The 24,289-nt window shown below is 69.3% G+C and carries 20 protein-coding genes; 11 read left to right on the top strand and 9 right to left on the bottom strand.

The features are described 5' to 3' along the window. Positions 1–433 precede the first annotated feature (433 nt). Both ACZ5K7_RS33915 and ACZ5K7_RS33910 read left to right on the top strand, forming a co-directional pair. The gene (locus tag ACZ5K7_RS33915; RefSeq protein ID WP_468919466.1) at positions 434–2,413 is read left to right on the top strand and encodes a protein kinase domain-containing protein; all 1,980 of its coding nucleotides are present in this window, start codon (positions 434–436) and stop codon (positions 2,411–2,413) included. 483 nt (positions 2,414–2,896) lie between these two features. After that, complete coding sequence (locus ACZ5K7_RS33910) at positions 2,897–3,193, top strand: hypothetical protein (RefSeq protein WP_468919464.1); 297 nt, start codon at positions 2,897–2,899, stop codon at positions 3,191–3,193. A gap of 31 nt (positions 3,194–3,224) precedes the next feature. Here the strand turns inward: ACZ5K7_RS33910 and ACZ5K7_RS33905 are convergent, their stop codons facing one another. After that, positions 3,225–3,491: a LysR substrate-binding domain-containing protein gene (locus tag ACZ5K7_RS33905; protein WP_468919462.1), complete on the bottom strand. Its 267-nt coding sequence runs from the start codon at positions 3,489–3,491 to the stop codon at positions 3,225–3,227. 36 nt (positions 3,492–3,527) lie between these two features. On the opposite strand from ACZ5K7_RS33905, the gene ACZ5K7_RS33900 reads away from it, so the two are divergent. Beyond that, entirely contained in the window at positions 3,528–3,749 is a 222-nt protein-coding gene (locus tag ACZ5K7_RS33900; RefSeq protein ID WP_468919727.1) for a hypothetical protein, read from the top strand. Between the two features lie 105 nt (positions 3,750–3,854). Here the strand turns inward: ACZ5K7_RS33900 and ACZ5K7_RS33895 are convergent, their stop codons facing one another. From ACZ5K7_RS33895 to ACZ5K7_RS33865, 7 genes are all read right to left on the bottom strand, one after another. Further along, positions 3,855–4,166, bottom strand: coding sequence for a hypothetical protein (locus ACZ5K7_RS33895; protein ID WP_468919460.1), 312 nt, complete (start codon positions 4,164–4,166; stop codon positions 3,855–3,857). A 342-nt stretch (positions 4,167–4,508) separates the two neighbouring features. After that, positions 4,509–6,182: an esterase-like activity of phytase family protein gene (locus ACZ5K7_RS33890; protein ID WP_468919457.1), complete on the bottom strand. Its 1,674-nt coding sequence runs from the start codon at positions 6,180–6,182 to the stop codon at positions 4,509–4,511. Positions 6,183–6,279: 97 nt separating this feature from the next. Continuing rightward, complete coding sequence (locus tag ACZ5K7_RS33885) at positions 6,280–7,239, bottom strand: L,D-transpeptidase (protein ID WP_351710818.1); 960 nt, start codon at positions 7,237–7,239, stop codon at positions 6,280–6,282. 364 nt (positions 7,240–7,603) lie between these two features. Beyond that, positions 7,604–8,227 (bottom strand): hypothetical protein, encoded by a 624-nt coding sequence (locus ACZ5K7_RS33880; RefSeq protein WP_468919454.1) that lies wholly within the window; start codon positions 8,225–8,227, stop codon positions 7,604–7,606. After that, positions 8,214–8,756: a sigma-70 family RNA polymerase sigma factor gene (locus tag ACZ5K7_RS33875; RefSeq protein WP_351710814.1), complete on the bottom strand. Its 543-nt coding sequence runs from the start codon at positions 8,754–8,756 to the stop codon at positions 8,214–8,216. The genes ACZ5K7_RS33880 and ACZ5K7_RS33875 overlap by 14 nt, the downstream gene beginning before the upstream one ends. Next, positions 8,757–9,164 carry a hypothetical protein gene (locus ACZ5K7_RS33870; protein ID WP_468919451.1) on the bottom strand — a complete coding sequence of 136 codons (408 nt, stop codon included), beginning with the start codon at positions 9,162–9,164 and terminating at the stop codon, positions 8,757–8,759. A gap of 360 nt (positions 9,165–9,524) precedes the next feature. Continuing rightward, positions 9,525–10,547, bottom strand: coding sequence for a LacI family DNA-binding transcriptional regulator (locus ACZ5K7_RS33865; protein WP_468919448.1), 1,023 nt, complete (start codon positions 10,545–10,547; stop codon positions 9,525–9,527). Positions 10,548–10,714: 167 nt separating this feature from the next. On the opposite strand from ACZ5K7_RS33865, the gene ACZ5K7_RS33860 reads away from it, so the two are divergent. The 7 genes from ACZ5K7_RS33860 to ACZ5K7_RS33830 all read left to right on the top strand — a co-directional run bounded on the left by ACZ5K7_RS33860 (position 10,715) and on the right by ACZ5K7_RS33830 (position 22,114). After that, positions 10,715–11,986 carry an ABC transporter substrate-binding protein gene (locus tag ACZ5K7_RS33860; RefSeq protein WP_468919445.1) on the top strand — a complete coding sequence of 424 codons (1,272 nt, stop codon included), beginning with the start codon at positions 10,715–10,717 and terminating at the stop codon, positions 11,984–11,986. Between the two features lie 68 nt (positions 11,987–12,054). After that, positions 12,055–12,945: a carbohydrate ABC transporter permease gene (locus ACZ5K7_RS33855; protein ID WP_468919443.1), complete on the top strand. Its 891-nt coding sequence runs from the start codon at positions 12,055–12,057 to the stop codon at positions 12,943–12,945. Between the two features lie 23 nt (positions 12,946–12,968). Then, the gene (locus tag ACZ5K7_RS33850; protein ID WP_468919441.1) at positions 12,969–13,850 is read left to right on the top strand and encodes a carbohydrate ABC transporter permease; all 882 of its coding nucleotides are present in this window, start codon (positions 12,969–12,971) and stop codon (positions 13,848–13,850) included. Then, on the top strand, positions 13,847–16,510 hold the full coding sequence (locus ACZ5K7_RS33845) for a hypothetical protein (protein ID WP_468919439.1): 2,664 nt from the start codon (positions 13,847–13,849) through the stop codon (positions 16,508–16,510). Before ACZ5K7_RS33850 ends, ACZ5K7_RS33845 begins: the two co-directional genes overlap by 4 nt. Positions 16,511–16,560: 50 nt before the next feature. Then, the gene (locus tag ACZ5K7_RS33840; protein ID WP_468919437.1) at positions 16,561–18,264 is read left to right on the top strand and encodes a class I mannose-6-phosphate isomerase; all 1,704 of its coding nucleotides are present in this window, start codon (positions 16,561–16,563) and stop codon (positions 18,262–18,264) included. Continuing rightward, positions 18,261–19,196: an ROK family protein gene (locus tag ACZ5K7_RS33835; RefSeq protein ID WP_468919434.1), complete on the top strand. Its 936-nt coding sequence runs from the start codon at positions 18,261–18,263 to the stop codon at positions 19,194–19,196. The genes ACZ5K7_RS33840 and ACZ5K7_RS33835 overlap by 4 nt, the downstream gene beginning before the upstream one ends. Positions 19,197–19,222: 26 nt before the next feature. Continuing rightward, positions 19,223–22,114 carry a glycosyl hydrolase family 95 catalytic domain-containing protein gene (locus ACZ5K7_RS33830; protein ID WP_468919431.1) on the top strand — a complete coding sequence of 964 codons (2,892 nt, stop codon included), beginning with the start codon at positions 19,223–19,225 and terminating at the stop codon, positions 22,112–22,114. A 157-nt stretch (positions 22,115–22,271) separates the two neighbouring features. Here the strand turns inward: ACZ5K7_RS33830 and ACZ5K7_RS33825 are convergent, their stop codons facing one another. Then, positions 22,272–22,910 (bottom strand): TetR/AcrR family transcriptional regulator, encoded by a 639-nt coding sequence (locus ACZ5K7_RS33825; RefSeq protein WP_468919428.1) that lies wholly within the window; start codon positions 22,908–22,910, stop codon positions 22,272–22,274. A gap of 382 nt (positions 22,911–23,292) precedes the next feature. Here ACZ5K7_RS33825 and ACZ5K7_RS33820 point away from each other — a divergent pair, with 382 nt between their 5' ends. Then, a complete protein-coding gene (locus tag ACZ5K7_RS33820; protein ID WP_468919724.1) occupies positions 23,293–24,036 on the top strand; it encodes an SDR family oxidoreductase in 744 nt (247 codons plus the stop codon). The last annotated feature ends 253 nt before the right edge of the window (positions 24,037–24,289 follow it).

Here is a 24,289-nt window from a genome sequence, read left to right as displayed (position 1 = left end):
GCGAGCCGTCACGCAATCCACCCGGCCAGGTCACACGGACGCCGGTCGGGTGCACCATTGGTGGGCGCAAGGCGTCGGTGTTCGTCTCTTCACCATGACGACGGCGGCGTCTCGGCGCAGCTCCGTCCGCTGCGGAGTCCGCGGCGGAGTCCGCGGCGGCAGCCTCCGCCGGTATCCCCGCACGGTTCGTCAGCACGTGCCGTGCCGGGCCACGGCCCTGGAGCCGCCGACTTCAAAGTCCACGGTCGCGCGGGGGCGCCGTCGAGCGCCTCTCCCGCGATGTCCGGCCCGTCACGACGGCCTTGCCGGGCTACGCGGTGTTCGATTGAAGCGAACGCCAACTCGCAATTGTGCCAAGGATGTTGCGATACTCTCGCGCTGACCGACCCCAGTCACACACGTCCCACATGTCACGCGAGAGACCGGGATTCCCATGTCCGACCCCCATCTCAGCCGGTCCAACGCGCTCGCCTACGCAACGGCCGGTATGAAACCCCCGCCTCCGACCCCGCTCCGGAAGAACGACCCGGCACGGGTCGGACCGTACGCGCTCATGTCGGTCCTCGGCAGTGGCGGGATGGGGCGGGTCTATCTGGGCCGGGACACCGTCGGGGGGACCGGCCTGGCCGCCGTGAAGGTGGTCCGGCCCGAGTACGCGGAGGATCCCCAGTTCCGGAAGCGATTCGAGCGCGAGGTCGGCGCGCTCGACCGGGTCCAGGGGGCACATATCGTCCGGCTGCTGAACAGCGGCTGCGACGAGGACCTGGTGTGGGTCGCCACCGAGTACGTCCCCGGACCCACGCTCGCCGAGCTCGTCGAGGACCGCGGGCCGATCGGGGCGACGGCCGCGTGGCGGCTGCTGGCCGACCTGGGACGTGCGGTCGAGGCCATCTGGCGCGCGGGAATCGTCCACCGTGACCTCAAGCCGTCCAATGTGATCCTGGCAGCCGACGGTGCCCGCGTCATCGACTTCGGTGTCGTCCAGGCCACCGACGGCACCTCGATCACCGCCACGGGCCAGAACGTGGGGACCCCTGCCTACATGTCCCCCGAGCAGGTCAGGGGTAAAGAGGTGACCGCCGCCTCCGACGTCTTCGCGCTGGCCTCGGCCCTCGCCTACGCCGTCACGGGACAGGCGCCGTTCGGGGAGGGCACGGGGGTCGACGTCCTGCACCGGGTGGCCTTCGATCCGCCGCGGGAGGAGGTCCTCGACAAGGTGACGGCGGTCGATGCGGAACTGGGCGTGTTCATCCGCACCTGTCTGGACAAGGATCCCGAGGGACGTCCGTCGCCGGAGACGGTGTTCCGGACCGCCATCGGGCACCAGCTGCCCGCCCCGGCCGGGCGGCCACCCCGGTCCGCGCCGAGGAGAGCGAACAGTACGCCCCTCGGTGACCGGCGACCTGCCGCCCCTGCCGCCCCTGCCGCCCCGCCGCCCGTGCACCCGCCGGTCGGCTCCGTCGCGGCCGGTACTCCCTCGCAAGGGCGGAGAAGGCTGATGGTGGGCGCCGCCGCCACAGCCGGTGTCGTGGTCGCCGCGGCCGTCTCCGTGGCGCTGTTACGGCAGGGCGACGACCATGCCCCGGCGTCGGCGGGTTCCGGGCCCGAGACGTCGGTGACCGTGACGTACACCCCGGCCTCGACACCCAGCAGTTCGCACAACACGTCCGCGCCCACCGCGTCGAAGACCGGCCAGGCGGTGAAACAGGCGCCGACCACGGCGGCCACGGTGGACTCCGACGCACAGGGCTCGGGGACACCGGATCTCCGCTCCGCCACCTGCCCCGCCGAGATCGCCCCGGGGGCCGCCGGCGACTGCGTCAAGTCCCTGCAGCTCCTCCTCGCCGGTCACGGCCTGTACGTGACGGCCGACGGCAGGTTCGGCGGTGGGACCCTCGCCGCGGTCAGGGCCTTCCAGACGGAGGCGGGGCTCACCGTCGACGGAAAGGCCGACGCGCAGACCAAGAAGTTTCTGTACGACCTGCCCCGTGGGCCGGTCCGGCACGGCTCGGTCACCGTGACCGAGAGCGTCAACGCCGCCTCGGTCGCCCGATGTCTCGACACCCGCGGCGCGAACGTCCAGGTCTGGGGTTGCAAGGACACGGCCGGCCAGAAGTGGGCGCTGTATCGACTGGCCGACCAGAACGCCCAGTACCGCGTGGTCAATCAGGGAACGCATCTCTGCCTGGACGCCGACGCCGGTACGACCGGCCAGAACGGCCAGAAGGTCCGGGCGCGGAGCTGCGACGGGCTGGGGGCCCAGACGTGGCGTCTCGGGGGCGGCGGGACGCTGGTCAGCGTCCCGGACGGATTCTGCCTGGACGCGGAGGCCTCCACCTCCGGACAGGACGGCCAGGAGGTCCAGGGCTTCGGTTGTGCGGGCAGCAGCAACCAGGTGTGGAACTGGTCCTGACCTACCGTCCGCCCAGTTCCCGAGCCGGTCCGGCAGCCGCTCGGATCCCTCGGTTCAGCGTATTCGCTCTTTCGACGGGCGGAGTTATCGCGTGAAAAAATATGCGGGCGCGTCTGACGCGCAGCACGCCCTAGGGACGGCAAGGGCGAAGACGCGCAGGAGCCAGCCCTCCGTCCTTCGAAGGAGGAGAACATGGACGTGATATTCGATCCATAGGCCTATCCGCCCCTGGCTCTCGGATTCTTCGGTCTCGGTACCGGATACCTCGTCTACGGGCCGCACGAACTGTTCGGATATCCGCAGCAGAGCGATGAGACGGATCGTGCTCTCGGTGTCTGGGGAATATGGCTGCCGGGCTTTTGTCAGTTCGTCGCAGGAATCATCCTCTTCGTCGGACTCAGCTGGTTCGAGGTCTTCACCAAGTCACCGCCGCTGTACACGGCCGCGCTGGCCTTCTCGGCATACGGAATCCATTGGTTCGCGATGGGCTGGAACCGTTATCGCGGCAATGAGGCGCGTACCAACGCGGGTATGTGCGTCGCCTACATGGTGATCTCCGCGATGGGCGCCACAGTGTTCTTCAAGGTCGGGGACTGGCCGGTGGGCCTCCTCTTCCTGGGGCTTTTCGTGATCTACTTCTGTCACTTCTTCTCCGTCATCGGCGTCAAAATGGGCGGACGCGGACTGGGGTTGTTCCATATCCTGACCGGCGGCTGGCTCATGTATCTCACCTACGCCGTCGCCGTGAATTCTTCCCTGGGCTATCACTGGCGGGTGTGAGCGGCGAGGCGGACAGGCCGAGAGCCGAGGGTCAAGCCGCGCGGAGCCGTGCGGCCTCGTGGCGGAGCGCTTCCACAGTGGCCGTCACCCCGGGAGAGCGGTCGCGGGTTGTGACGGCGACCGTGGCCCGGCCGAGCCAGGCGGGGTCGTCGACGTGGACGGTGCGGACGCCGGTGGGGACCGCCGCGGCGGCGAGTTCGGGCAGTACGGCGATGCCGAGACCGGCGGCGACCAGACCGAGGCGAGTGGGCCATTCGCGGGCGGCGTAGGCGATCCGCGCATAAGGAGCACCCATCATTTGCCGCTCCGGCTCGATGTCACCGACCGTGCGGCGGTGTACGCGGCAGTGCGGCGTGCCCGCTCGCATTTCGGTTCACTGGACGTCGCGGTCAGCAATGCCGGCTATGGGCATTTCGGCATGGTCGAGGAGTTGGCCCGCGGGGCACGGCACAGTGAGCTCTTTCAGCGTTGCCTCTCCAGGGTGAGGACGGCTTTGGCACGGGAGCCTCGTGCGTTTCGCATCCCGTCTGCGTCACCCACCCGATGTCCACGCTGAAATAGCTCAACGAGGACGGCGGGGCTGCAAACCCGCCCCACCTTCGATGGACATGGCCAGGTCCACAGGCACTACCGCTCGAATTCGACGGTTGAACCGAATCGATCACTTCACGTACGTCAACACATACAGCAGAAGAAGCGGCACGATCATCGCTTCCACGCCCAGCAGCCACCACAGAGGATGCCACGCTTCAGAACGCGAATCGAGTTCCTCCCGAGTGCGAACCCGTCGCCACGGCGAGGCAGGGTCATACACGAGAAGGGTTTCCTCGCCGGGCGTGCCCAGAATCCTTCTGCGGAGCGGCGATATGTACATCACCTGCCGGCCTGAATCCGTCACGAATTCAAAGCTGGTCGAGTAGCTGCCCTCGGAGACCGAAACGTTTCTACAGCGGCCGATGACTTCCTTACCCACGTGTCTCAGCCGTCGCTCGACCCACAACGGGACCAAGCCGAACCAAAAGATAAAAGGTATTGGGAAGACGACCAGTCCGACCAAAATCCACCCCAGTGTGTCCACTCCTGGAGCATGCCACACGCCAACACCAGAGCAGGCGGGATCGAGGCTCGCGGCGCACGAGGCTCCCGTGTCGTTGGGACCACCCGGACTACGGCGAGGTCCACGCGGCTACCGCGGTGGATTTCGAGGTGGGCGACCGCCCGCCACCCGCGACGCGATCCTTCGGTCCGGTCCGCCCGTTGCCGCCCCGGGCCCGTCCACCGGAGTGGACGGGCCCGGGGCGGGGTACTGGATGCGTCACTTCACGCGGATCGTCACCGTGACGGTCTTGAGGACGGCCGGCAGCTTGGTGGTGTCGACCTTCAGGATCTCACCGTTGTCGGTCTGACCCGTCGGCGGCAGCACCTTCTGGTGGACGGTCCACTTCCCGTCGGGGTCGACGGCGATGGTGTCGATGCCGAAGTCGTCGTCGTTGGACAGGTACAGCGTCTTGCCGGCGTCCGTGGTGGCGACGCCCTCGACCTTGTCGTGCGCGAAGAACTTCCCGGTGGGGTCGAGCTGGCTCACCAGCGTTCCGACGTTGAGGTACGGCTGCTTCTGCGCGACCTGAACGCCGGCACCGGTGAGTGCGGTGAGCGCGGCGTTGGTGCCGACCTTGCCGACGAACGCCTCGGGCGACTTGCCCCCGATCGTCAGCCCGCTGACGTCGGTCGCGCCGTTGATGTCGACCTCGTAAAGGGACTTCTGGGCGAACGGCTCGACGTTGCCGTCCCGTTCGTCGATGACGAACTTCGTGTCCGACAGCGCCGTGATCTCGCTGTTGGCGTCACCCGTGGTGGCCGGGTCGTCCAGCAGGTACAGGTACTGCTTGGTCTTCCACGTGCGCAGGTCGATCGTGACGATGCGGGTGGGCGACAGGTTGGACGCCTTGGTGCTGCCGAGGTCCGGCTGCTGCAGCGCGGCCTGCATGACACCCACCAGGGTCGAGCCGTCCGGCGTGACCGTCAGGCCCTCCATGCCCTTGTTCTTCGAGCGGTTGGCCAGTTCGGCCGGCAGGTAGCCGAGGATCTTGTGGTACGCGTTGTCCTGGCTGTCCTTGTACGGGGTCAGCCGACCCAGCTCGTAGCCGTTCCGGTCGAAGTGCGTGAGGTACGGGCCGTACTCGTCCGAGACCCAGAACGTGCCGTCGGGCAGCGCCACCAGGCCCTCGGAGTCGTAACCGTAGGGATCCCGTTCGACGGGCGTCGGGGTGCCGCCGTTGGCGTTCGTCGCGGCGACGTCGTCGATCACCTCGCTCGTGTCGTGCGGCGGACGGCCGCTGTACTGCACGCCGCCGAGGCTCTTCGGCCCCTTCAGGGTGATCTTCTTGACCAGCTCGGCCCTGCCCTTGACGAGCTTGAACTCACCGATCTGCGGGATGAAGTCGGTGAGCATCTCGGACTTGTTGCCGTCGGGGGCGTCGGCGTTGGGGCCGCGGTCGGTGAGGCCGTAGAAGCGGCCCGACTTGCCCGGCACCGGGGCGAGCGCGGAGCCGTAGCCCTCACCGGAGATCTGGGTGGTGGTACCGCCCGGGCCGGCGACCGTCGCGAGCGAGGGCAGCGGGTCGCCGTTCCGCCGGGTGTCCTTGAACAGCTGTACGGCGTCGGTCGCCGTGTACGTGAAGGTGTCCGTGCCCTTGAAGCCGGAGCTCGGTGTGTACGTGAACGTGCCGTCCGCGTTGACCGTCGCCGTGCCGTGGGACGGGTCGGTGTGCCGCACGACCGCGGTCGCGCCGGAGTCGTTGCGCAGCACGTCGCCCGTCACCTTGTCGTGGCCGGAGAAGGAGTCGGCGGCCGCGTCGAAGTCGTGCGTCGGGGCGGACAGCCAGCCGTGGGCCTGGGCCACGACGGTGCCGGTGCCCGCCACGGCGACGGTGACAGCGATCGCTATGCCGATCCGGGTGCGCTTGCGCAAGCGAGGTCTTGAGGTCATGCCCATGAACCTCTAGGTCAGTGATGAACTCTGGGTCGTTTTTCGGTGAACCATCAGTTCAAAACGCGCCTGTTTTCGTTCTTGGGGTTTCAGTGCGTCAGAGCGTCGCCGTCGTCTGCTCCCCCGAGGCGCTGCCCGCGAGCCACTGGTCCCAACCCAGGTTGAAGTCGGCGTAGCCGTTGTCGGCCGGTGCCTTGGCGCGGGGCGAGCCGGTGATGGTCACGGGGTCGCCCTGTTTGACCTGGCCGTAGAACCACTTGGCGTCCGACATGGACAGGTGGACGCAGCCGTGCGAGCCGCGGGCGCTGCCGCTGCCCGGGTTCGGGTCGCCGGTCGAGTAGTGCACGTACGTGCCGGACTGAGTCAGGTGGACGTCCCAGGGAAGTGTCAGGTCGTAGTAGTTGGGGCTGCCCTTGTCGCAGCTGATGCCGACGCTGCAGGAGGTCATGTGGACCTTCTCCTGCTTGTCGATGACGGCCATCGTGCCGTTCCACGTCGGATACTCGGCGCTGCCCGCGTTGATCGACAGGGTGCGTACCGTCTGGCCGTTCCGGGTCACCTTCATGGTGTGGTTGGTCACCGAGACGTCCGCGCGTACGTCGTCGCCGATCTTGAAGGTGTGCGTGTAACCGTGCACGCCGTAGCGTCCGTTGCCGTTGCTGACGCCCTTCATGTCGGCGTCGATCTTCACCGTCGTACCGGACGGCCAGTACGTCTTCGGCCGCCAGTCGGCGCGCCGGTCGCCCATCCAGTGCCAGGCGCCGGCCACCGGCTGTGAGGCACTCACCTTCATGTGCTTCTCCACCGTGGCCCGTGCCTTGGCCGCCACCGGGTTCGTGAAGATCACCGAGATCGGCATGGCCACACCGACCGTGGTTCCCGTCTGCGGGGTGATCGTGTCCAGCAGCATCGGCGGGCCCGCGGGCTTCGTCGGTGTGGGCGAGGCACTCGCACTCGGCTTCCCCGACGGCTTCGCGTCGTCACCGCTCGCCTTGTCGCTGCCGCCCCCGCCGCAGGCACTCGCACCCACCACGATCATGCCCGTGACGAGTGCCATACCTATGCCGCCCTTGCGCCGCCTCACGGTCTGCCCCACTCTCTCGTTCTTCGGCCCTTACGGACCCGACTCCGACCCCGACTCACTGTCAGACAGTGATGGCATGGCCCGTAGTTGCCTCTTTCGCGTAAAGCATGTCTCAAGATTCGGTGCGCACCTCGGGTTGTCTAGGGCCTGTCTGACAATTCCCGTCTGCCTCGCGACGCCATGCACGCACTCTCACCGCACCGGTCGCAGACCCAAGTACGTCCAGTACGAGGGCCTACGCCCGGCGCGCCGAGAGCACGCACCTGACGCCGCGAGGCCGCCCTCCGGGCGACGACGGGAATTGTCAGACAGCCCCTAGTGCCCCGACGCGGCCCGGCTAGGCGCTGTGGACGACGATCGAGACGTACTGGGTGAGCTGGTGGGCAGGGGCCTGGGTCGGGCTCTGGCATCGCGCCCACAGCGTGGGTTTGCTGACGGCGGGAGTGGCCGGGATCGTCACCGTGGCCTCGAAGGACCCGGTCGCGAGCGCGTTGGCCGAGGCCAGCTTGTACGACGCGGCGGCCGTGGCGGTTGTTCGGGGTTGTGCCTGCGTCTTCTGCTCCTCCGTCGAGAGGCTCAGCTTCGCACCACGGTCCCAGCGGATTCCGAACGACACCGTCTTCCCCGGAGCGCAGCCGGTGCCGGTGAGCGTGATCGTGCCGCCGGGCACGGTCTCGGACGGCCAAGCGGCAAGAGACTTGGTGGGCTCGGTAACGCTGGGCGCGACTGTGCTGGGGGCCGTCGGTCCGGGCGAGCCGGTTCCGGAACGCTCGGAGCCGGCCAGGGGAAGGATCGCCACCACCGTGGCGGTCACGGCCATGGCCGCGGCCGCCACGGTCGCGGCGTCGCGGAGGGTGCGGCGGCGCCGGGCCCGGCGCCGGAGGTCCGCGACCGGCGGCTGCCGCGAGGCCCGGGTGCCCTCTTCGACGAGTTCGCGAAGCCTGCGCTCAGGTTCGGCCATGGCGGGACAGGGCTCCTTCCGGATCGGCGGTGAGGTGGCGGGCCAGGTTCGCGCGGGCTCGGGCGAGTCTGCCGCGCACGGTGCTCACCGGCAGGCCCAACTGCTCGGCGACCTGTTCGATCGGCAGGTCCAGCACATCGTGCAGCAACAGCACAGGGCGCTGGTTCATCGGCACCCGGCGCAGCATTTCGGCGACGTCCGCCGTCTGCGGCGTGAGCTGGGGCTGTGGGCGCTGGGCGCCCAGGCGCAGCAGAGCCGCGGCACGTCGGCGCAGCCTCCGGAGCTCGCTGACCGCCAGGTTGATCGCCACCCGGCGTACCCACAGTTCCGGCACGTCGTAGGCCTGGATCCGGGGCCAGCGGTCCAGGGCCCGGATGAAGGCTTCCTGTACGACGTCCTCTGCCTGTTCGAGACTGCCGGTGACCGAGAACAACTGTCCGACCAGCCGCGCGTACGCCGACTGGTAGAAGTCCTCGAAGCCTGTCAGGTCGGCCTGCCGCCCTCGGTCACCGTCGCTTGTGCGTTCCACTCAGTCGGTGCCCACCGGGGCCGCCTCCACGCGCTTCTGAGCGGGAGTCAGCGCCAGCCAGGCCAACTGCGCGGCGGTGGCCCTGCCTTCCGCCTTCAACTGCCCGACCAGCTTGTCGGCCTTGGCCACCTGGGCTGCGGTCGGACCGTCGGTCGACACCTTGATCTCCCTCTGTATCTCCCGCAGCAGCCGGTTCTCCTCGGACATCCGGGGCTTGGTCCCGTCGCCGGAGGACGCCTTCGTCTTCGCGGTCTTCTGGGTGGCGGTGGTCTGAGAATGCCTGGTGTTCCCCGCCACGGGCTTGTGGCCCGAGGACGCCTCCGGCTTCGCGGCGCTCGTCTGCGACTGCTTGACGGCCCGAGGCCTGGTTCCGTGATCGGACGAGGCGAGCGCCGTCGTGGCCAACACGGCGCAAAGACTCACGCCTACGACGCCGCCGGCGGCAAATCCCCATCTGCGGTGCTGCATAGTCGATCCTTCGTTCGTCCTGGACGATCGGTCCGACGGCCTGGACCACAGGGGCGAGCCTCACGGCCGTCTCACCACCCCCACGCCACAGGCATCCGCCCAGCGCACACCTCAGGGACCTTCGTCATCGAATCGTGACCGAAAACGGGTGCCCCGGCCGACGGGCCCAGAAGGCCGTCCATCGACCCGTCGCGGCCGCCACCAGCCCATATCGAATAACGTTATCGCGCGTGCAATCCGGTGCCCCCGACGCCTCTCCGTACGCGCCAAGAGGCCCGGACGGCGCCGTCACCCCGGACGTCAGGCGTGCACCTCCCCGGAGCCGCGGACCTTCAGGGTGACCGGGACGATCACGGACTGCACCGGGCGGCCGGGGTCGGCGATGCGGGCCCGGAGCAGTTCGACCGCGGTCCGGCCGATCTCCGCGGTCTGCTGGGCGATGACGGTGAGGGCGGGTTGCAGGAGGTCGGCGAGAGGGACTTCGTCGAAACCGACGAGGGCCAGGCGGGAGGCCGCCTTGGGGCCGAGGTGCCGCAGGACCGCGAGTGTGGTGTCCATGTTGCCGGTGACCAGGGCGGTGGCCGGGTCCGGGCCGTGCAGTGCGCTGTCCAGGGCGGCGGCCACACGTTCCGGGGTGATCTCGCCGGGGTGCACCAGGCCTTCGACCGCCTCGCCGTGGGCACGCAGGGCCGCGCGGAAGGCCACGGCGCGCTCCCGGCCGGAGAAGACTCGTTCGCTGTCGCCGATGTAGGCGATGCGGCGGTGGCCGTGCTGGTGGAGGTGGTGGAAGGCCATGCCGATGCCGGAGGCGTTGTCGGACATGACGCAGTCCACGGAGACCCCGCTCATCGGGCGGTCCATGGCCACCAGCGGCACGCCCGCGTCCAGTTCGGGCTGGAGGTATGCGTGGTTCTCGCCGAACGGTTCGACGATGATGCCGTCGAGGCGCTGCCGGCACATGGAGATCAGGACGTCGCGTTCCCTGGTCTCGTCGAAGTCCGTGGAGGCGGCGAAGAGGGTCAGGCCCGCGTCCCGGGCCGTCCGTTCGATGGCGGCCAGTTCGGGGTTGACCTCGGCGATCCGGCGGACGGCGGCGCCGATCGTTCCGGTGACTCCGGTGCGCAGCTGGCGGGCGCGGTCGTCCGGACGGTAGTTCAGCGCGGTGATCGCGGCCTCGACCTTGACGACGTACTCCGGCCCCACCGTGGGGTCATTGTTGACCACCCGGGAGACGGTGCGCAGAGCCACCCCGGCCTCGCGCGCGACGTCGACCATCGTCGGGCGCCTGGGCCGTCCCCCGCTGTCACGCCGTGCTCGCGTCATCCGGCAACTCCTCCTCGAAACATCGGACCGATATCAGACCGGCCCTTGACACATTCCCGCAACGCGCTTCTATCCTCGCGATAACGTTATCTCGAAGGATGCCGCGGCGTCGATCCCGCCCGGTCCGCCCCATCCCTCGGGCCGCATCGTCCCGTCAGGAGACTTCCATGAGGCGCAAACGTCCGACCGTTGTCTGCCTCGCCGCGGCACTCGCCCTCACCGGATGCTCCGCCGCGTCGACCGGGGGAACGAAGGATGGCAGCACCCTGACCTACCTCACCTTCGAGACCCCCAGCCTGACCGCGACGTTCTGGGACACCTCGATCGCGGGCGCCGAGAAGAAGGTCCCGGGCGTCACGGTGAAGAAGATCGTCGCGCCGAGCACGGACCGGGACGCGTACGCCAAGCAGTTGCAGGCCTCCGGCCAGTTCCCGGATCTGCTCCAGTCGATCACCCCGTCGACGTTCGCGACGGCCGGGCTGCTGAAGCCGTACGACCAGAAGTGGGTGGACGCCAACTTCCTGCTGCCCGATGGCAACGCGTACAAGGGCAAGGTCTACATCCCGCCGACCAACTCGCAGATCATCCCCGAGGTCTTCTACAACAAGAAGCTGTTCGCCAAGGCCCACATCACCGCGCCCCCGAAGACGTGGTCCGAGTTCATGGGCGCCTGCGCCAAGCTGAAGGCCGCCGGTGTCACCCCGGTAGAGCTGGGCGGCGGCGATCCGTTCTCGGCGTCGATGCCACTGGTCGGGATTTTGTCCGCCGACGTCCTTGGCAAGAACCCGAACTGGCTGAAGGAACGCTACGCCGGCAAGGTCAGGTTCACCGACGCCAACGTCAAGGCGGCGGTGGGCAAGTACCGGACGATGGTGAAGAACGGCTACTTCGAGGACGGTGCCCTGGGCGTCAAGTACGCCGACTCCATCACGAACTTCACGTCCGGCAAGGCCGCGATGTACATGATGGGCAGCTGGTTCCTCGGTGCGGTGCCCAAGGACCACGCCGACGACTTCGGTGCCTTCCTCACCCCGACCGAGGACGGTTCGCTCGTGGTGCCGTTCTCGGTGGGCGGCTCCATGGCGATCAGCGCCAAGACGAAGGACCCCGCCAAGGCGACGGCCTTCGCCCAGGCCTGGTCCCTCGACCCGGCCAACTACAAGGCCCTGATCGAGGGCGACGGCGCGTTCCCGATGCTCAAGGGCAAGACCCTGGACGACTACGGCGTCAACGTCACCAAGGTCTTCAAGGACTCATACTCCTACGTCACCCAGCGGAACACGAAGGTCTCGGCGTTCGGCTGGGCGACCAACGACGACTCCATGCCCTCGGGGCTCAACAACGCCTTCTACGCGGCCAGTCAGGCGCTGTTCTCGTCCGACGACGTCGACGGACAGCTGGCCGAGCTGGACACCGCCTGGGACGCGGCGACCAAGTAAGCCACCTCACCGGCCCGGCCCCGGCCGTATCGGCTCCGGCGCCGCAGATCTCCTCCGAGGGAAGAGCCATGATCACCCGAGTCCGCCCACGCCGTGGCGACCCCGCCCTGAGCGCGATCGCGCTCGTCGCGCTCGGCCTGTACGTCCTGTTCATCGTCGTTCCCGTGATCATGAGCGCCTGGAAGAGCCTCACCAACGAGAACCCGCTGCTGGCACGCGCCGACTTCGTCGGCCTCTCCAACTACAGGGAGATGGCGCACGACAGCGCCCTCGCCGACAGCCTCGGCTTCACCCTGCTGCTGGCCGGCACGGTGACGATCGTCGCCAACGCCGCCGGAATCGGGTTCGCGATGCTGCTCAACAGCACATCGCTGAGCTTCCGGATGATGCGTACCGTCGCGTTTCTGCCGCAGGTGCTGTCCGGTGTCATCGTCGGCTTCGTCTGGCGCTACATCCTGGCCAGGGACGGCATCCTCGACAACGTCCTCGTCTCGCTGGGGATCATCGACAAGCCGATCACCTGGCTGGGCAGCCCGCACCTGGCCGTCCTGTCCGTGGGGATCGTCGCGGCCTGGGTGCTGACGGGGTTCACCACCGTCGTCCACCTGGCGGCTCTTCAGTCGATCCCCGTGGAGCTGTACCAGGCCGCGATGGTCGACGGAGCCGGTCGCCGGCAGCGGTTCCGCCGGATCACGTTCCCCATGCTGGCCCCGGGCACCACCATCAGCGTCACCATCTCGCTGATCACGATGCTGAAGCTCTACGACATCATCGCAGTGCTCACCTCCGGCGGCCCGGCCAACTCCACCCAGTCCACCGCCCTTTACATCATCCAGCTCGCCTTCACGGACGACCGCTACGGCTACGCCTCGGCCGTCGCGATGCTCCTGCTCGTCGTCTCGATCGTGATCGCGCTGTCCGTGACCGCCCTGCTGCGCCGCCGGGAGGTGGACCTGTGAGCACGTCGACTTCGCAACGGCCCATGGCCCGGAGGCGAACCGCAACGCCTCTGGTCGTACCCCTGCCGCGCGGGCACCGCCGTGCCTGGACCACGCGCGGGCACCTCGTGGCGGCGGCACTGCTCACGCTGGCCTTCGTCAGCCCCGTCTACCTCACGATCGTCAACGCCTTCAAGACGCAGGACCAGATCGTCCACGATCCGGCCGCTCCCCCGGCCCCGCCGACCACCCACAACCTGACGGACGCCCTCTCCCGGCCCGACCGGATCGTCCAGATCGGGCTGACCAACTCCGCGGTCACCGTGGTCGTCTCGGTGCTGCTGATCATCCCGCTGGGCGCGGCCCTGAGTTTCTGGCTGTCGCGCCGCTCGGCCCGGCTGCGCAGGATCGTCCTGGCGGGCTTCGCCGCCGGTCTGATGATCCCGCCCGCGGTGATCCTGCTGCCCACGATCCGCATCCTGACCTTCCTGCACCTCAACCACACCTATCCGGGGCTGGTCCTGGCCAACGTCGGCGGCGGCTATCTGTCGTTCGCGGTGTTCGTCTACTCCGGCTTCCTGCGGTCGGTCCCCGGCGAGATCATCGAGGCCGCGACCGTGGACGGCGCCGGGAGCCTGCGGGTCTGGTGGACGATCGTCATGCCGCTGCTGCGCCCGGCCACCGCGACCGTCACGATCTTCCTGTCGCTGTGGATCTGGAACGACTTCATGAATCCGCAGTTCATCCTGGGCCCGCTGCACGGCCAGACGATCACCACGGGGCTCTATCTGTCGGTCGGTCAGTTCTCCACCGACTACGCCCAGTTGTTCGGCGTGATGCTCCTGGCAGCGGTCGTTCCCGTCGCCGGATACCTCGCGCTGCAGAAGCAGTTCATCGCCGGACTGACCTCGGGAGCGACCAAGTGACCACGAAGACCGACGCGCGGGCCGTGGGCATCGGCAGGACGGGTGTCCCGGACCTGGACGACGTCGCCGGGCACTGGGTCGGCGTGGACGAGATCGCGCACCTGCCCTCCCTGCGCAACCAGCAGGGCCAGGCCCACGTCAACCACGACCTGACCTCCCTGTCCTGGCTGGCCGCCCCGCCGTTCACCTTCGGCTACCACACCGGCGAGCTGTACCTGGACGGCCACGTCCCGGCCGCGCAGCGGTTCCTGTGGAAGCCGTGGGGGGTGCTGCGCGAACACCGACGCCACGACGGGCTGCTGCTGACCAGCGACACCCGGATGGCGCTCTCCCGGGATCTGCTCCTGTGGCGGATCGAGATCAGCAACGAGAGCGGTGAGGCCAGGTCGGTCGAGTTGGCCCAGGACCTCTTCGCGATGGCCGCCCACTCCGAGGTCGGGTACGGGTGGCTGTACGACGGTCCGTGGAATCACGGCATGCACCACGACTTCATGGCGCTGGAGCGCATCCGGGCCACCACGGGCGGGGGCGAGCCGCACTACCTGCTCTCCCCCGCACCACGACGCCTTCGCCTGGGCAAGCCCCGCGTCCCGGGGATCCAGCGCGACGAGGACCACGGCCCGATGCTCCTGGACGACGCGCTCCCCGCGCACGTCAGCCACGACAAGGAGCCGGAGCCGCGGGCCGGCGTGGCCGGGGCCGTACGCGGGCTTCGGGTGGCGGGGGCCGACGGCGAGGTGATCCTGCGGGCCGCCGACGAGCCGATCGCGCTGACGCCCGACGGCGAGACGACTCGGGCCCCCTTCGTCCTGTCCCCCGGCCTGACGATCGAATTCGAGCTGCGGCTCGACACGGCGGGGCGGTCCGGGACGGTTCTCACGCACGGCAACCACCCCGACTCGCTCCAGATCGGTGTCGACGACGGCCGGCTGTGGCTCGGCATCACCGGGGAACGGGAGTCCACCGACACCGAACTCCCCGTCGGGGACTGGCAGCACGTCCGCGTGGACGTCGAAGCCGACCGTGTCGTGCTGCGTCTCGCGGGCTCGGAGATCGCCCGTACCCGGCACTGGACCGAGTCACGCCGCTGGGCGTCCCGCATCGAGGACGGCACGGTCGCTTTCGCGGACTCCCGCTCGCCGGCGCACGCCGTCTACGCCTTCGCCGGGCCGCCCGGCGAGCTGCGGACCGAGGGCGCCGGCGGCCGGGCGAGGTGGAGCCGCCTGATCGAGCCCGGCGGGAGCGTGACCATCGGGGTCGCCTGCGCGTACGGGACCGACGCCGACGCCGTCTCGGCCCAAGCCCGCGCCGCCGCCGAGGACTTCGAGGCGACGACACGTGCCGGGGAGGAGGGTTGGCGGCGGCTGTGGGCCGGCATGTTCACCCCGGGCAACCCCGACTTCTCCGGGCACCTGCCGACCTTCACCACCGAGGACCCCGGACTCGCGCGCACCTACTACATGGGCGCCCTGCAAGCGCTGTACCTGCGCAACATCCGCATCCGGCCCGGCGAACCGGTGTTCCTCACCGGCGGCCCCCGGCTCGGGCCGACCACCACCTACTTCTGGGACCACTGCGAGTGGAGCCGCCTGTACGCCCTGCTGGAGCCGGCCGGACTGCGCTCCTGGCTGCTGCGGGTCCTGGCCGGTCCCTACCGCGACTCCTTCGGTGTCGAGAACCTCGGTGGCGGGCCCCTGGGCAACGCCTACAGCTCCACCGACTACGCCCTGTTCCGGCTCATCGAGCATTACGTCTGTGTCAGCGGCGACTTCGCCTTTCTCGGCGAGACGACCGGCGGGACAACGGTCCTCGGGCATCTGGAGCGGCTCGGCCTGGGGTGGCGCGAGCGGCGGAGCCCGGCCACCGGAGGCGTACTCGCCGACTTCGGCGCCGATCCATGGCAGTTGCTGGAGTGCGTGCCCACCTACACCGGTGTCGTCGCCTCCTTCAACGGTGCCTACGTGGCCTCGACGCGCTCGTTGGCCGGACTGTACCGACGGCTCGGCCGCGACGAGGATGCCGACCGTGCGGAAGCCGAGGCCGGTCAACTGGCCGACGTGTTGACAGACTTGTACGCCGGATCGGGCCGCTGGCAGATACTCCGCCCGGACGGAACCGACTCGATCGGGCACTGTCTGGACTTCGGTCTGGTCGCGGTGGCCCTCCACGGCGAACTCCCGGACGGGATACGGCGGGAGATGGCCGACTTCGTCACCGGCCGTCTGCTGGTGGGCGGTTGGATGCGGGCACTCAGTCCCGACGATCCCATCGCCGCCGCCTCCGACCGTCCCGACCACGGCGCGGCCGGCGCCTTCGCCGCCTGGCCCGGCGTCACCGCCCACGGTCTGGCCCGCCTCGGCTATCGTGACCGCGCGATCGCTCTCCTGCGCGACCTGTCCTCCGCCGCCTCGGGCGGGCTGTGGGGTCAGGCCATGGAGATCGTCACCGGCGCGGACGGGCGGTACCGGGCCCGGGTGGCCGAGCGTGGCACCGCCACCCGCGACAACATCGCGGGCGCGGCCGGAGCGGAGGCGGTGCTCTCGGCCCTGTTCGACATCAACCCGACGTTCGCGACCGGCGGCGGGGCCCCGGCCCTGCTGCCCGCCACCTTGTCCGTCGAGGGTGTCGGGACGCTCACGCAGCTCGGCCCGGTCGCCTGAACGACCCGCGCCGCACTCATGGTTGGAACCACAGAAAGGCTGACATCGTCATGCCGGGAGTTCGTGGCTACGAAGCCGACCCCTGCCACAGCATCACAGGAGAGGTCGGCGTCGGATACCGGGACGCGGTCGCCGGGCTCGCTCCCGGGCTGGTCCTGGCCGTCGACGGCCCGGTGGCCGTCGACTGGGAGACGGTCACCGGCGGCATCCGCGACGCGCTGGCCGCCCGCGACATCACGGCGAAGCAGATCGACATGCGCGAGCACTTCGCCCCCTGGCCGGACGTCCTCGCCCTCACCGCGTCCGCGGAGCTGGCGGACGACCCGGACTTCGCCCCGTTGTCCCGGGCCGGGCTGGCCGACTTCTTCACGGGAGTGCCGCGGCCCGAGGCCCCCGCCGACACCGTCACCGTCGTCTTCGGACCGGGGGCGGCCCTGGTGTCGTACGACAGGCTCTGGTACGCGGATCTGCCCAAGCGGTACGCCGAGGCCGGGATCACCGGCGGGACGGGCCGCAACCTGGGGCAGCCGGCCGGTACCGGAGCGGGCACCACACGCCGGCTGTTCTACATCGACTGGCCCGTCCTGGACCGGCACCGCGACAGCCTCGTCAGCGGGGTCGACCTGTGGCTGGACACCCAGGACCCGCAGGCTCCGGCCTGGCTGGAGGGCGCCGCCCTGCGCGAGGCTCTCGCCGACCTGGCCGGGCGACCCTTCCGTACCCGCCCGACCTTCAACACCACATCCTGGGGCGGGCATTGGGCCCAGGAGCAGCTCGGCTTCAACCGTGCGGCGGCCAACACCGCGCTCGGCTACGAACTCATCGCGCCGGAGAGCGGAATCCTCGTCGGCACGCCGGACGGCCCCCGGGTCGAGGTCCCCCTGCAGGCACTGGTCGCCGTGCATCCCGAGGAGCTCCTCGGAGACAGCGTGCACGCGGCGTTCGGCACCTCGTTCCCGATCCGCTTCGACTATCTCGACACCGTCGGCGGCGGCAACCTGTCCGTCCACTGCCACCCGCGGTCGGACTACATGCGGCGGGTCTTCGGGTGGCCGTACACCCAGCACGAGACTTACTACATGATGCTCGGCGGTCCGGGCCGTCAGGTCTTCCTCGGCCTGCGCCAGGACGCCGACCTCGCCGCCTTCCGGCGGGAGGCGGACCGCGCGGTCCAGGACGGCGTGCCGTTCGACATCGAGCGCCACGTCCAGACCTTCCCCGCCGAGCAGCACCAGCTCTTCCTCATCCCGGGCGGCACCCCGCACGGCAGCGGCGAGGGCAACGTCGTCCTGGAGATCAGCGCGACGCCGTACCTGTACAGCCTTCGCCTCTACGACTGGCTGCGCAAGGACCGCGAAGGCAACCAGCGGCCGGTCCACGTGGGCCATGCCTTCGAGAACCTCGACCCCGCCCGGTCGGGCGAGGCCGTGGCGCGGGACCTGGTCCAGCGGCCGCGCACCCTGCGCTCGGGCGACGGCTGGCGCGAGGACGTCATCGGCCGGCTCCCGGAGATGTTCTTCGAGGTCCGGCGCATGGAACTGGCGCCGGACGCCGTCGCGGACGACGACACGGACCACCGATTCCATGTCATCAACGTCGTGGAGGGCGACGGAATCCTGCTGGAGACGAGCGGCGGGCCCGGCTTCGAACTGGCCTACGCCGAGACGCTGACCGTGCCCGCCTCGGTCGGTGCCTACCGCGTGCGGGCCCTCGGCGCGGGACCGGTGCGCTATGTGAAGGCGCTGGTGCGATGAGACCCGGCGGCGGGAGCGTCGTCTCGGTGCTGGAGGTCGGCGGTACGCACGTGACCGCGGCGCGTGTGGACGTCGGGACGCGTCGTCTGCGGTCCGGCCGGTCCTTCCGTGAGCCGTTGGACGGTGACGGCGGTGCCGAGGAGATACTGTCCGCCCTCGTCCGCTGCGCGGCCCGCCTCTCCGGCCGGAGTGCGGGTCCGTGGGCCGTGGCGCTGCCCGGGCCCTTCGACTACGAGCGCGGGATCGGACGGTACGAAGGGGTCGGCAAGTTCGACTCCCTGCGCGGGTTCGATCTCCGGGACGCCCTGACGGCGTCGCTGCCCGGCGCCACCACGGTCAGCTTCTGGAACGACGCGGACGCGTTCGTGCTCGGTGAGTGGTGGGCGGGGGCGGCACGCGGGCACCGATCGGTCGCCGGGATCACCCTCGGCACCGGGGTGGGCTCCTGCTTCCTGCGCGACGGCCGCATCCTGCGGCACGGGCCCGGGGTCCCGCCCGACGGCCGCCTTCACACCTTGCGGTACGCGGGCGAGCCGATCGAGGAGACCGTGTCCAGACGTGCCCTGCGGCGGGCCTACGCACGGGCCACGGGTGCGTCGCCGCCCGACGTCCGGGAGATCGCCCGGCGGGCACGGGAGGGGGACGGGGCGGCGGCGAGCGTGTTCACCGAGACGTTCGGGGCCCTGGGAAGAGTGCTGGGTCCACTGCTCGCCGCCTTCGAACCGACGGTTCTCGTGGTCGGGGGAGCCATCGCGCGGGCCTGGGACCTCGTGGCCGAACCTCTGCGAGCGGGGCTCGTCGAAGCCGACCCGGACCGCAACCGACGGATCGCCGTCACCCCGGCGGACCGGCCGGCCCAGGCCCCGTTGCTGGGCGCGGCCTATCTGGACCGCTCCGAAACGCCCGCTCAGGAAGAGCGGCACCCCGGATGAAAGATGAGCAGAAAGGTCACACCGCAGTGACATCCTCACTTCGTCACCGGCGCCACATCAGCACCCTGCTGGCCTCCGCCCTGGTGGCCCTGGGCCTGACAACCCTCCAAGGCGGCACGCCCGCCGCAGCATCCCCACCGGCATCCGTACAGACCGCCGGCGATCCCACCACGGCCCAAGCCCTGCGCACCGTCGCACAGTTCAAGGGCGAGTGGGACTCCCCGCCCACCATCCTGTCGAACGGCGAGACGGTCGACGCCCCGCTGATGGGCAACGGCGACGTCGGCGTCGCGGTCGGCGGCTCCATCGACGACCAGACCTTCTACCTCGGCAAGAACGACTTCTTCTCCACCGCCACCAACGGCATCGAGCCCCTCGGCCGGATCGTGCTCGCCGTCCCGGGCCTCGCCGGCGCCGACCACCACGTCGTACAGAACATCGCCCAGGCGCGGGTCGAGGGCACCTACACGCTCGGCAACCAGCGCCTCGCGTCCAGGAGTTGGGTCTCGGCCACCCAGAACCTCTTCATCACCACGCTGCGGCTGTCCGGCTCGCACGCGCAGGACGCGACCGTCACCGTGCAGGACGGGCTCGGGAAGACACCGGCAACGTCCGGCGAGAAGGGCGTACTTGACGCCGATGTGCGGGCCGGCACCACCGACGCGCCGGGCAACCCCCACGCCCGTATAGCGACAAGTGTGCGAGGCACCGCCGCGAGGCCGTCGGGCAACCGCATCAGCCTGACCCTGCGGCCCGGCGTGACGTACACCCTCGCGGCGGCGATCCAGAGCAGCCACGACACTCCCCGCTACCAGTCCGTCGCCCACTCGGCGGCAGCCGCGCTCACCGCCGGCTCACTGGCCAAGCTGTACGCGGCTCATGAGTCCTGGTGGCGTGCGTACTGGTCCCGGTCGTTCGTGCAGATCCCCGACCAGGCCGTGGAGAAGAGCTGGTACGGCTCGCTCTACCTGCTCGGCTCGGTCTCACGCGCCGGGAAGTACGCTCCGGGCCTGTGGGGCAACTGGACCACCGGGGCCATGAACTGGTACGGCGACTATCACGCCAACTACAACTACGAAGCGGCGTTCTACCCGTCCTTGTCGACCAACCACGTTGCTCAGATGGGCAATTACGACGACCCGATCCTGGACTGGATGCCGAGAGGCAAGGCGAAGGCCGCGGCGGCCGGCTACAAGGGCGTCCTCTATCCCGTGGGCATCTCGCCCAACGGCACCAGCGCCGCCGACGACCTCTACAACCAGAAGTCCGACGCCGTGAACTTCGCCAGCGACATGGTCATGAAGTACGAGTACACCCGTAGCGCCTCCTACGCGCGTAAGGTCCTCCCCTACCTCCAGCAGGTCGGCCTCTTCTGGCAGGACTACCTGACCTGGGACGCGGCCACGGGCACGTACAACATCGAGAACGACGCACCGCAGGAAGGCGGCGTCTACCCGCAGACCAACAGCATCCTGTCCCTCGGCCTGGTGCACCTGCTGTTCCAGGGCCTGATCGACATGAGCGAGGACCTGCACATCAACGACTCGCTCGTCCCCACCTGGCGGCACATCGACAGCCACCTCGCGCCGCTGCCCACGATGACGCGCAACGGCCAGACCGTCTTCCGGCAGACCTCCGAGGGCTCCGGCTGGGTCACCGACGGCAACGACGTGGCCGTCCAGGCCGTCTACCCCGGCCTGCAGGTCGGACTGAACGACTCCGCCGACCTGCTCCACACCGCGCGCAACACCGTCGCGCAGCTGAACAACTGGCACAGCGACAACTCCCCGGCCACCCTGTACGCGGCTGCGGCGATGGTCGGCTACAACCCGAGCACGCTGATGGAGGAGTTGCACGCCGAGGCCACGACCCACTCGTACCCGAACATGGCGGTGCACCACTACGGCGGCGGCGTCGAGAACCTCAACGTCACCACCTCGGGGCTCGACGAGATGCTCCTGCAGTCCTTCCAGCACGACATCAAGGTCTTCCCGAACTGGCCCGCCGGCTCGAACGCGAAGTTCGGCGGCCTGCTCGCCTACGGCGATTTCGAGGTCTCCAGCAGCATCCGGAGCAACGCGGTCGAATACGTCCGGATAACCAGCCGGTCCGGCGGCAACCTCACCTTCACCAACCCCTGGCCCGGCAAGCCCATGGAGTACTACGCGGACGGCGCCCACAGGGGAACCCTCTCCGGCACCACGATCAAGCTGCACACCAAGGTCGGCGAGACCATCGACCTCGCCCCGGCCGGAACCGGCGAGGCCACCGTCCGGCACGAGCTGTCCCAGCCGGCCAAGGCCGCGACGACCGGTTCCCTCACCACGGGTTTCGAGACCGGACAGCCTCAGCCGACCTGGACCGACACCGTCGACAACGTCGACACCAAGGGCGACGGCAACTACGGCATCACCGGCCTGTGCTGCGGCCTCACGGGTCCCCAGGCGGACGTCCGCGCGGGCGAACAGGCCCACACGGGCGACGCTTCGATGATGTACTCGGGCTACGCCAACGGCGGATCGTACGACCACGCCTACCTGCAGGTCTACGGCTTCAACGGCGCGCCGCTCACCGTCCGCGGCGACACGACCCTCAGTTACTGGATCTTCCCGCAGTCCGACGCCACCACTCCGTGGGTGCCCGCCGGATCCGACAACAGCAGCGCCTGCGTCGCCGTCGACCTGATCTTCACTGACGGCAGTGATCTACGGGACTCGGGCGCCACCGACCAGTCCGGCTCCGGCGTCCATCCGGTCGACCAGTGCGGCCGTCTCGTGCTCGACACGTGGAACCACGTCACCGTGAACCTCGGCGAGGTCAAGGCGGGGCAGGCGATCAGCAAGATCCTCGTCGGTTACGACCGGCCGGGCGCGACAGGTGGCTATCGCGGCTACATCGACGATCTGAGTATCGGCTGACGCCGGGAATCCGGTCGGTCGGGGGCCTCGGGAAGGGCCCCGGTGCCCGCCTGCCTCGCCCAGCTCCGCCGCGGCGGAGCTGGGCGAGGCAGGCTCCCTTCGCCTCCTTGGCCGGCAGTCGTTCGAGTCGTCCGGATGCCGGGGGCCTTTGGGCTGGTCAGCTGTCGACGGGGGCGTCCCCGCGGAAGGCTCCGGCCACCACGGGGACCAGCCGCCGCTCGATCCGCTCGGCGGGCATGGCGGCCAGCTCGGTGCCGATGGGTGCCAGCGCGAGCCAGTTCAGCAGGCCGGCCGCGCAGCGCGTACGGAAGATCAGTTCGTGCTCGTCGACTCCGGGAAGGTTCGGTGCCAGCACCCGGAGGGCCTCCCGGCGGCTGTGGTCGAACTTGCCGTTCAGCCGCTCCCACCCCTGGGGCGGATCGATGCCGACCCGCGCCACGGTCCGCATCACGGCGAGGTCCTGTCCTCCGGCCGCCAGTGCGCGCATCATCGGCCGGGCGAACGCTGTCGCCACCTCGTGGAGCGTCGCGGTGGAGTCAAGCGAACCGAGTTCCTGGAGCTGCGCGTCCAGGTACCGTTCCAGTGCGTGCTCTATCGCGGAGTCGCACAGCGCCTTCAGCGACCCGAAGTGGTAGCTCACCGCGGCGACGTTGGCTCCGGCGCGATCGGTGATCTCGCGCAGTGTCACGCCCTCCTGGCCGCGTTGCGCGAGCAACTCCAGGGCGGCCGTCTGCAGGCCGTCCCGCGTGCGCTGCCCGGCCTCCCGGCGCAGATCCGCCTTTTCCGCCCTCGTCATGCAATGTACTCAAGCAGGCGCTTGAGTACATTGTCAACAGTCACCTCGCGAGCCGAGGCCGAACCCGACCATGCCGGATCATCACTATCGCAGAAGCAGCCTCACCAGCGGCAACGCGGCCGCACACAGGCCTTCCCCCACTGCGCGACCAATCAATTCAAACAGCGGCTTGACAGCCCGCATCGTCCCCCATAATCTCAAGCGAGCGTTTGAATTACTAAGTGCGGGAGAGTCCGCCGCGACCGTGGCACGGCTCTTCCCCGTGCCAGACGAGCGACACCTGCTCTCCAACGGCGCCCCCATCACCCGGCGCCGGCAGGTAGATCCCGTTATCCCCCCTCGTCCGCTGCCCCCACATCACCAAGCACAGTCGGAGAACCCCTTGAATGCCACAGGCAACACCATCTTCGTCGCCGGAGCGACCTCCGGCATCGGTCTCGGCCTCGCACTGCGGCTGCACGCGGCAGGCAACCGGGTCATCGTTTCCGGGCGCCGCGAGGACAGGCTGGCACAGATCGTCTCGGAGAACCCCGGCATCGAATCCGTCGTACTCGACGTCACCGACCCGGTCGCCGTCCAGGACGCCACCGCGCAACTGCTGCAACGCTTCCCCGACCTCAACGTCTTGGTGGCGATGGCCGGCATCATGCTGCCGGAGGACCTTCACAGCGGTGGTTTCCTCGACACGGCGGAAGCGACGGTGGCGACCAACCTCCTCGGCCCCATCCGCCTCGTGGCCGCTCTGACCGAACACCTCGCCACCCGGCCTCGGGCGACGATCATGACAGTGTCCTCCGGGCTGGCATTCGTCCCCCTCCCGATCGCACCGACCTACAACGCCACCAAGGCCGCCATCCACTCCTTCACCGAGAGCCTGCGCGTCCAACTGGCGGACACCCGCGTCGAAGTCCTGGAATTGGTGCCTCCGGCGGTGCGCACCGCCTTGATGGGGCAGGAGGACTCGGAAACCGCCATGCCCCTCGACGCCTTTCTCGATGAGGTCATGAGCATCCTCGGCTCCGGCGAACAACCGGATGAGATCCTCGTCAAGGCGGTCGAACCGGTGCGGTTCGCCGAGGCCCGCGGTGAATACGCCGACATGCTGCGCATGCTGTCCCACCACTGACGACTGCGAACCGGCCGACCTGGAGGACGAACCACCTGGTCGGCGGCGCGAGCGCCGCGGTTGCCGCGCCGGTTCGAGGACCTCGTCGAGGAGTTCACCGAGCGGCTGGCCGGAGTCGTGGGACCGGCGGGCCGGATGCTGCCGTCCTGTTCCCGACTGAGGAATCCGTTCAGACCAACCTCGGCCGGGTCTCGCCCCAACCTCACTGAGACAACGTTAACTTGATTGCGCAACCAACTACAGAGGAGCGCAC

The sequence above is a fragment of the Streptomyces sp. NPDC031497 genome (genome assembly GCF_055580905.1).
The sequence above is the reverse complement of the archived record's forward strand: the minus strand, read 5'-3'. Positions and strand labels throughout refer to the sequence as shown.

Excerpts from the sequence above, each read along its gene's own strand:
- ACZ5K7_RS33835 (WP_468919434.1), top strand. The coding sequence starts at position 18,261 with ATGAGACCCGGCGGCGGGAGCGTCGTCTCGGTGCTGGAGGTCGGCGGT.
- ACZ5K7_RS33825 (WP_468919428.1), bottom strand. The coding sequence starts at position 22,910 with ATGACGAGGGCGGAAAAGGCGGATCTGCGCCGGGAGGCCGGGCAGCGC.
- ACZ5K7_RS33915 (WP_468919466.1), top strand. The coding sequence starts at position 434 with ATGTCCGACCCCCATCTCAGCCGGTCCAACGCGCTCGCCTACGCAACG.
- ACZ5K7_RS33885 (WP_351710818.1), bottom strand. The coding sequence starts at position 7,239 with ATGGCACTCGTCACGGGCATGATCGTGGTGGGTGCGAGTGCCTGCGGC.
- ACZ5K7_RS33840 (WP_468919437.1), top strand. The coding sequence starts at position 16,561 with ATGCCGGGAGTTCGTGGCTACGAAGCCGACCCCTGCCACAGCATCACA.
- ACZ5K7_RS33850 (WP_468919441.1), top strand. The coding sequence starts at position 12,969 with ATGGCCCGGAGGCGAACCGCAACGCCTCTGGTCGTACCCCTGCCGCGC.
- ACZ5K7_RS33865 (WP_468919448.1), bottom strand. The coding sequence starts at position 10,547 with ATGACGCGAGCACGGCGTGACAGCGGGGGACGGCCCAGGCGCCCGACG.
- ACZ5K7_RS33860 (WP_468919445.1), top strand. The coding sequence starts at position 10,715 with ATGAGGCGCAAACGTCCGACCGTTGTCTGCCTCGCCGCGGCACTCGCC.
- ACZ5K7_RS33910 (WP_468919464.1), top strand. The coding sequence starts at position 2,897 with ATGGGCTGGAACCGTTATCGCGGCAATGAGGCGCGTACCAACGCGGGT.
- ACZ5K7_RS33905 (WP_468919462.1), bottom strand. The coding sequence starts at position 3,491 with ATGATGGGTGCTCCTTATGCGCGGATCGCCTACGCCGCCCGCGAATGG.
- ACZ5K7_RS33855 (WP_468919443.1), top strand. The coding sequence starts at position 12,055 with ATGATCACCCGAGTCCGCCCACGCCGTGGCGACCCCGCCCTGAGCGCG.
- ACZ5K7_RS33890 (WP_468919457.1), bottom strand. The coding sequence starts at position 6,182 with ATGACCTCAAGACCTCGCTTGCGCAAGCGCACCCGGATCGGCATAGCG.
- ACZ5K7_RS33880 (WP_468919454.1), bottom strand. The coding sequence starts at position 8,227 with ATGGCCGAACCTGAGCGCAGGCTTCGCGAACTCGTCGAAGAGGGCACC.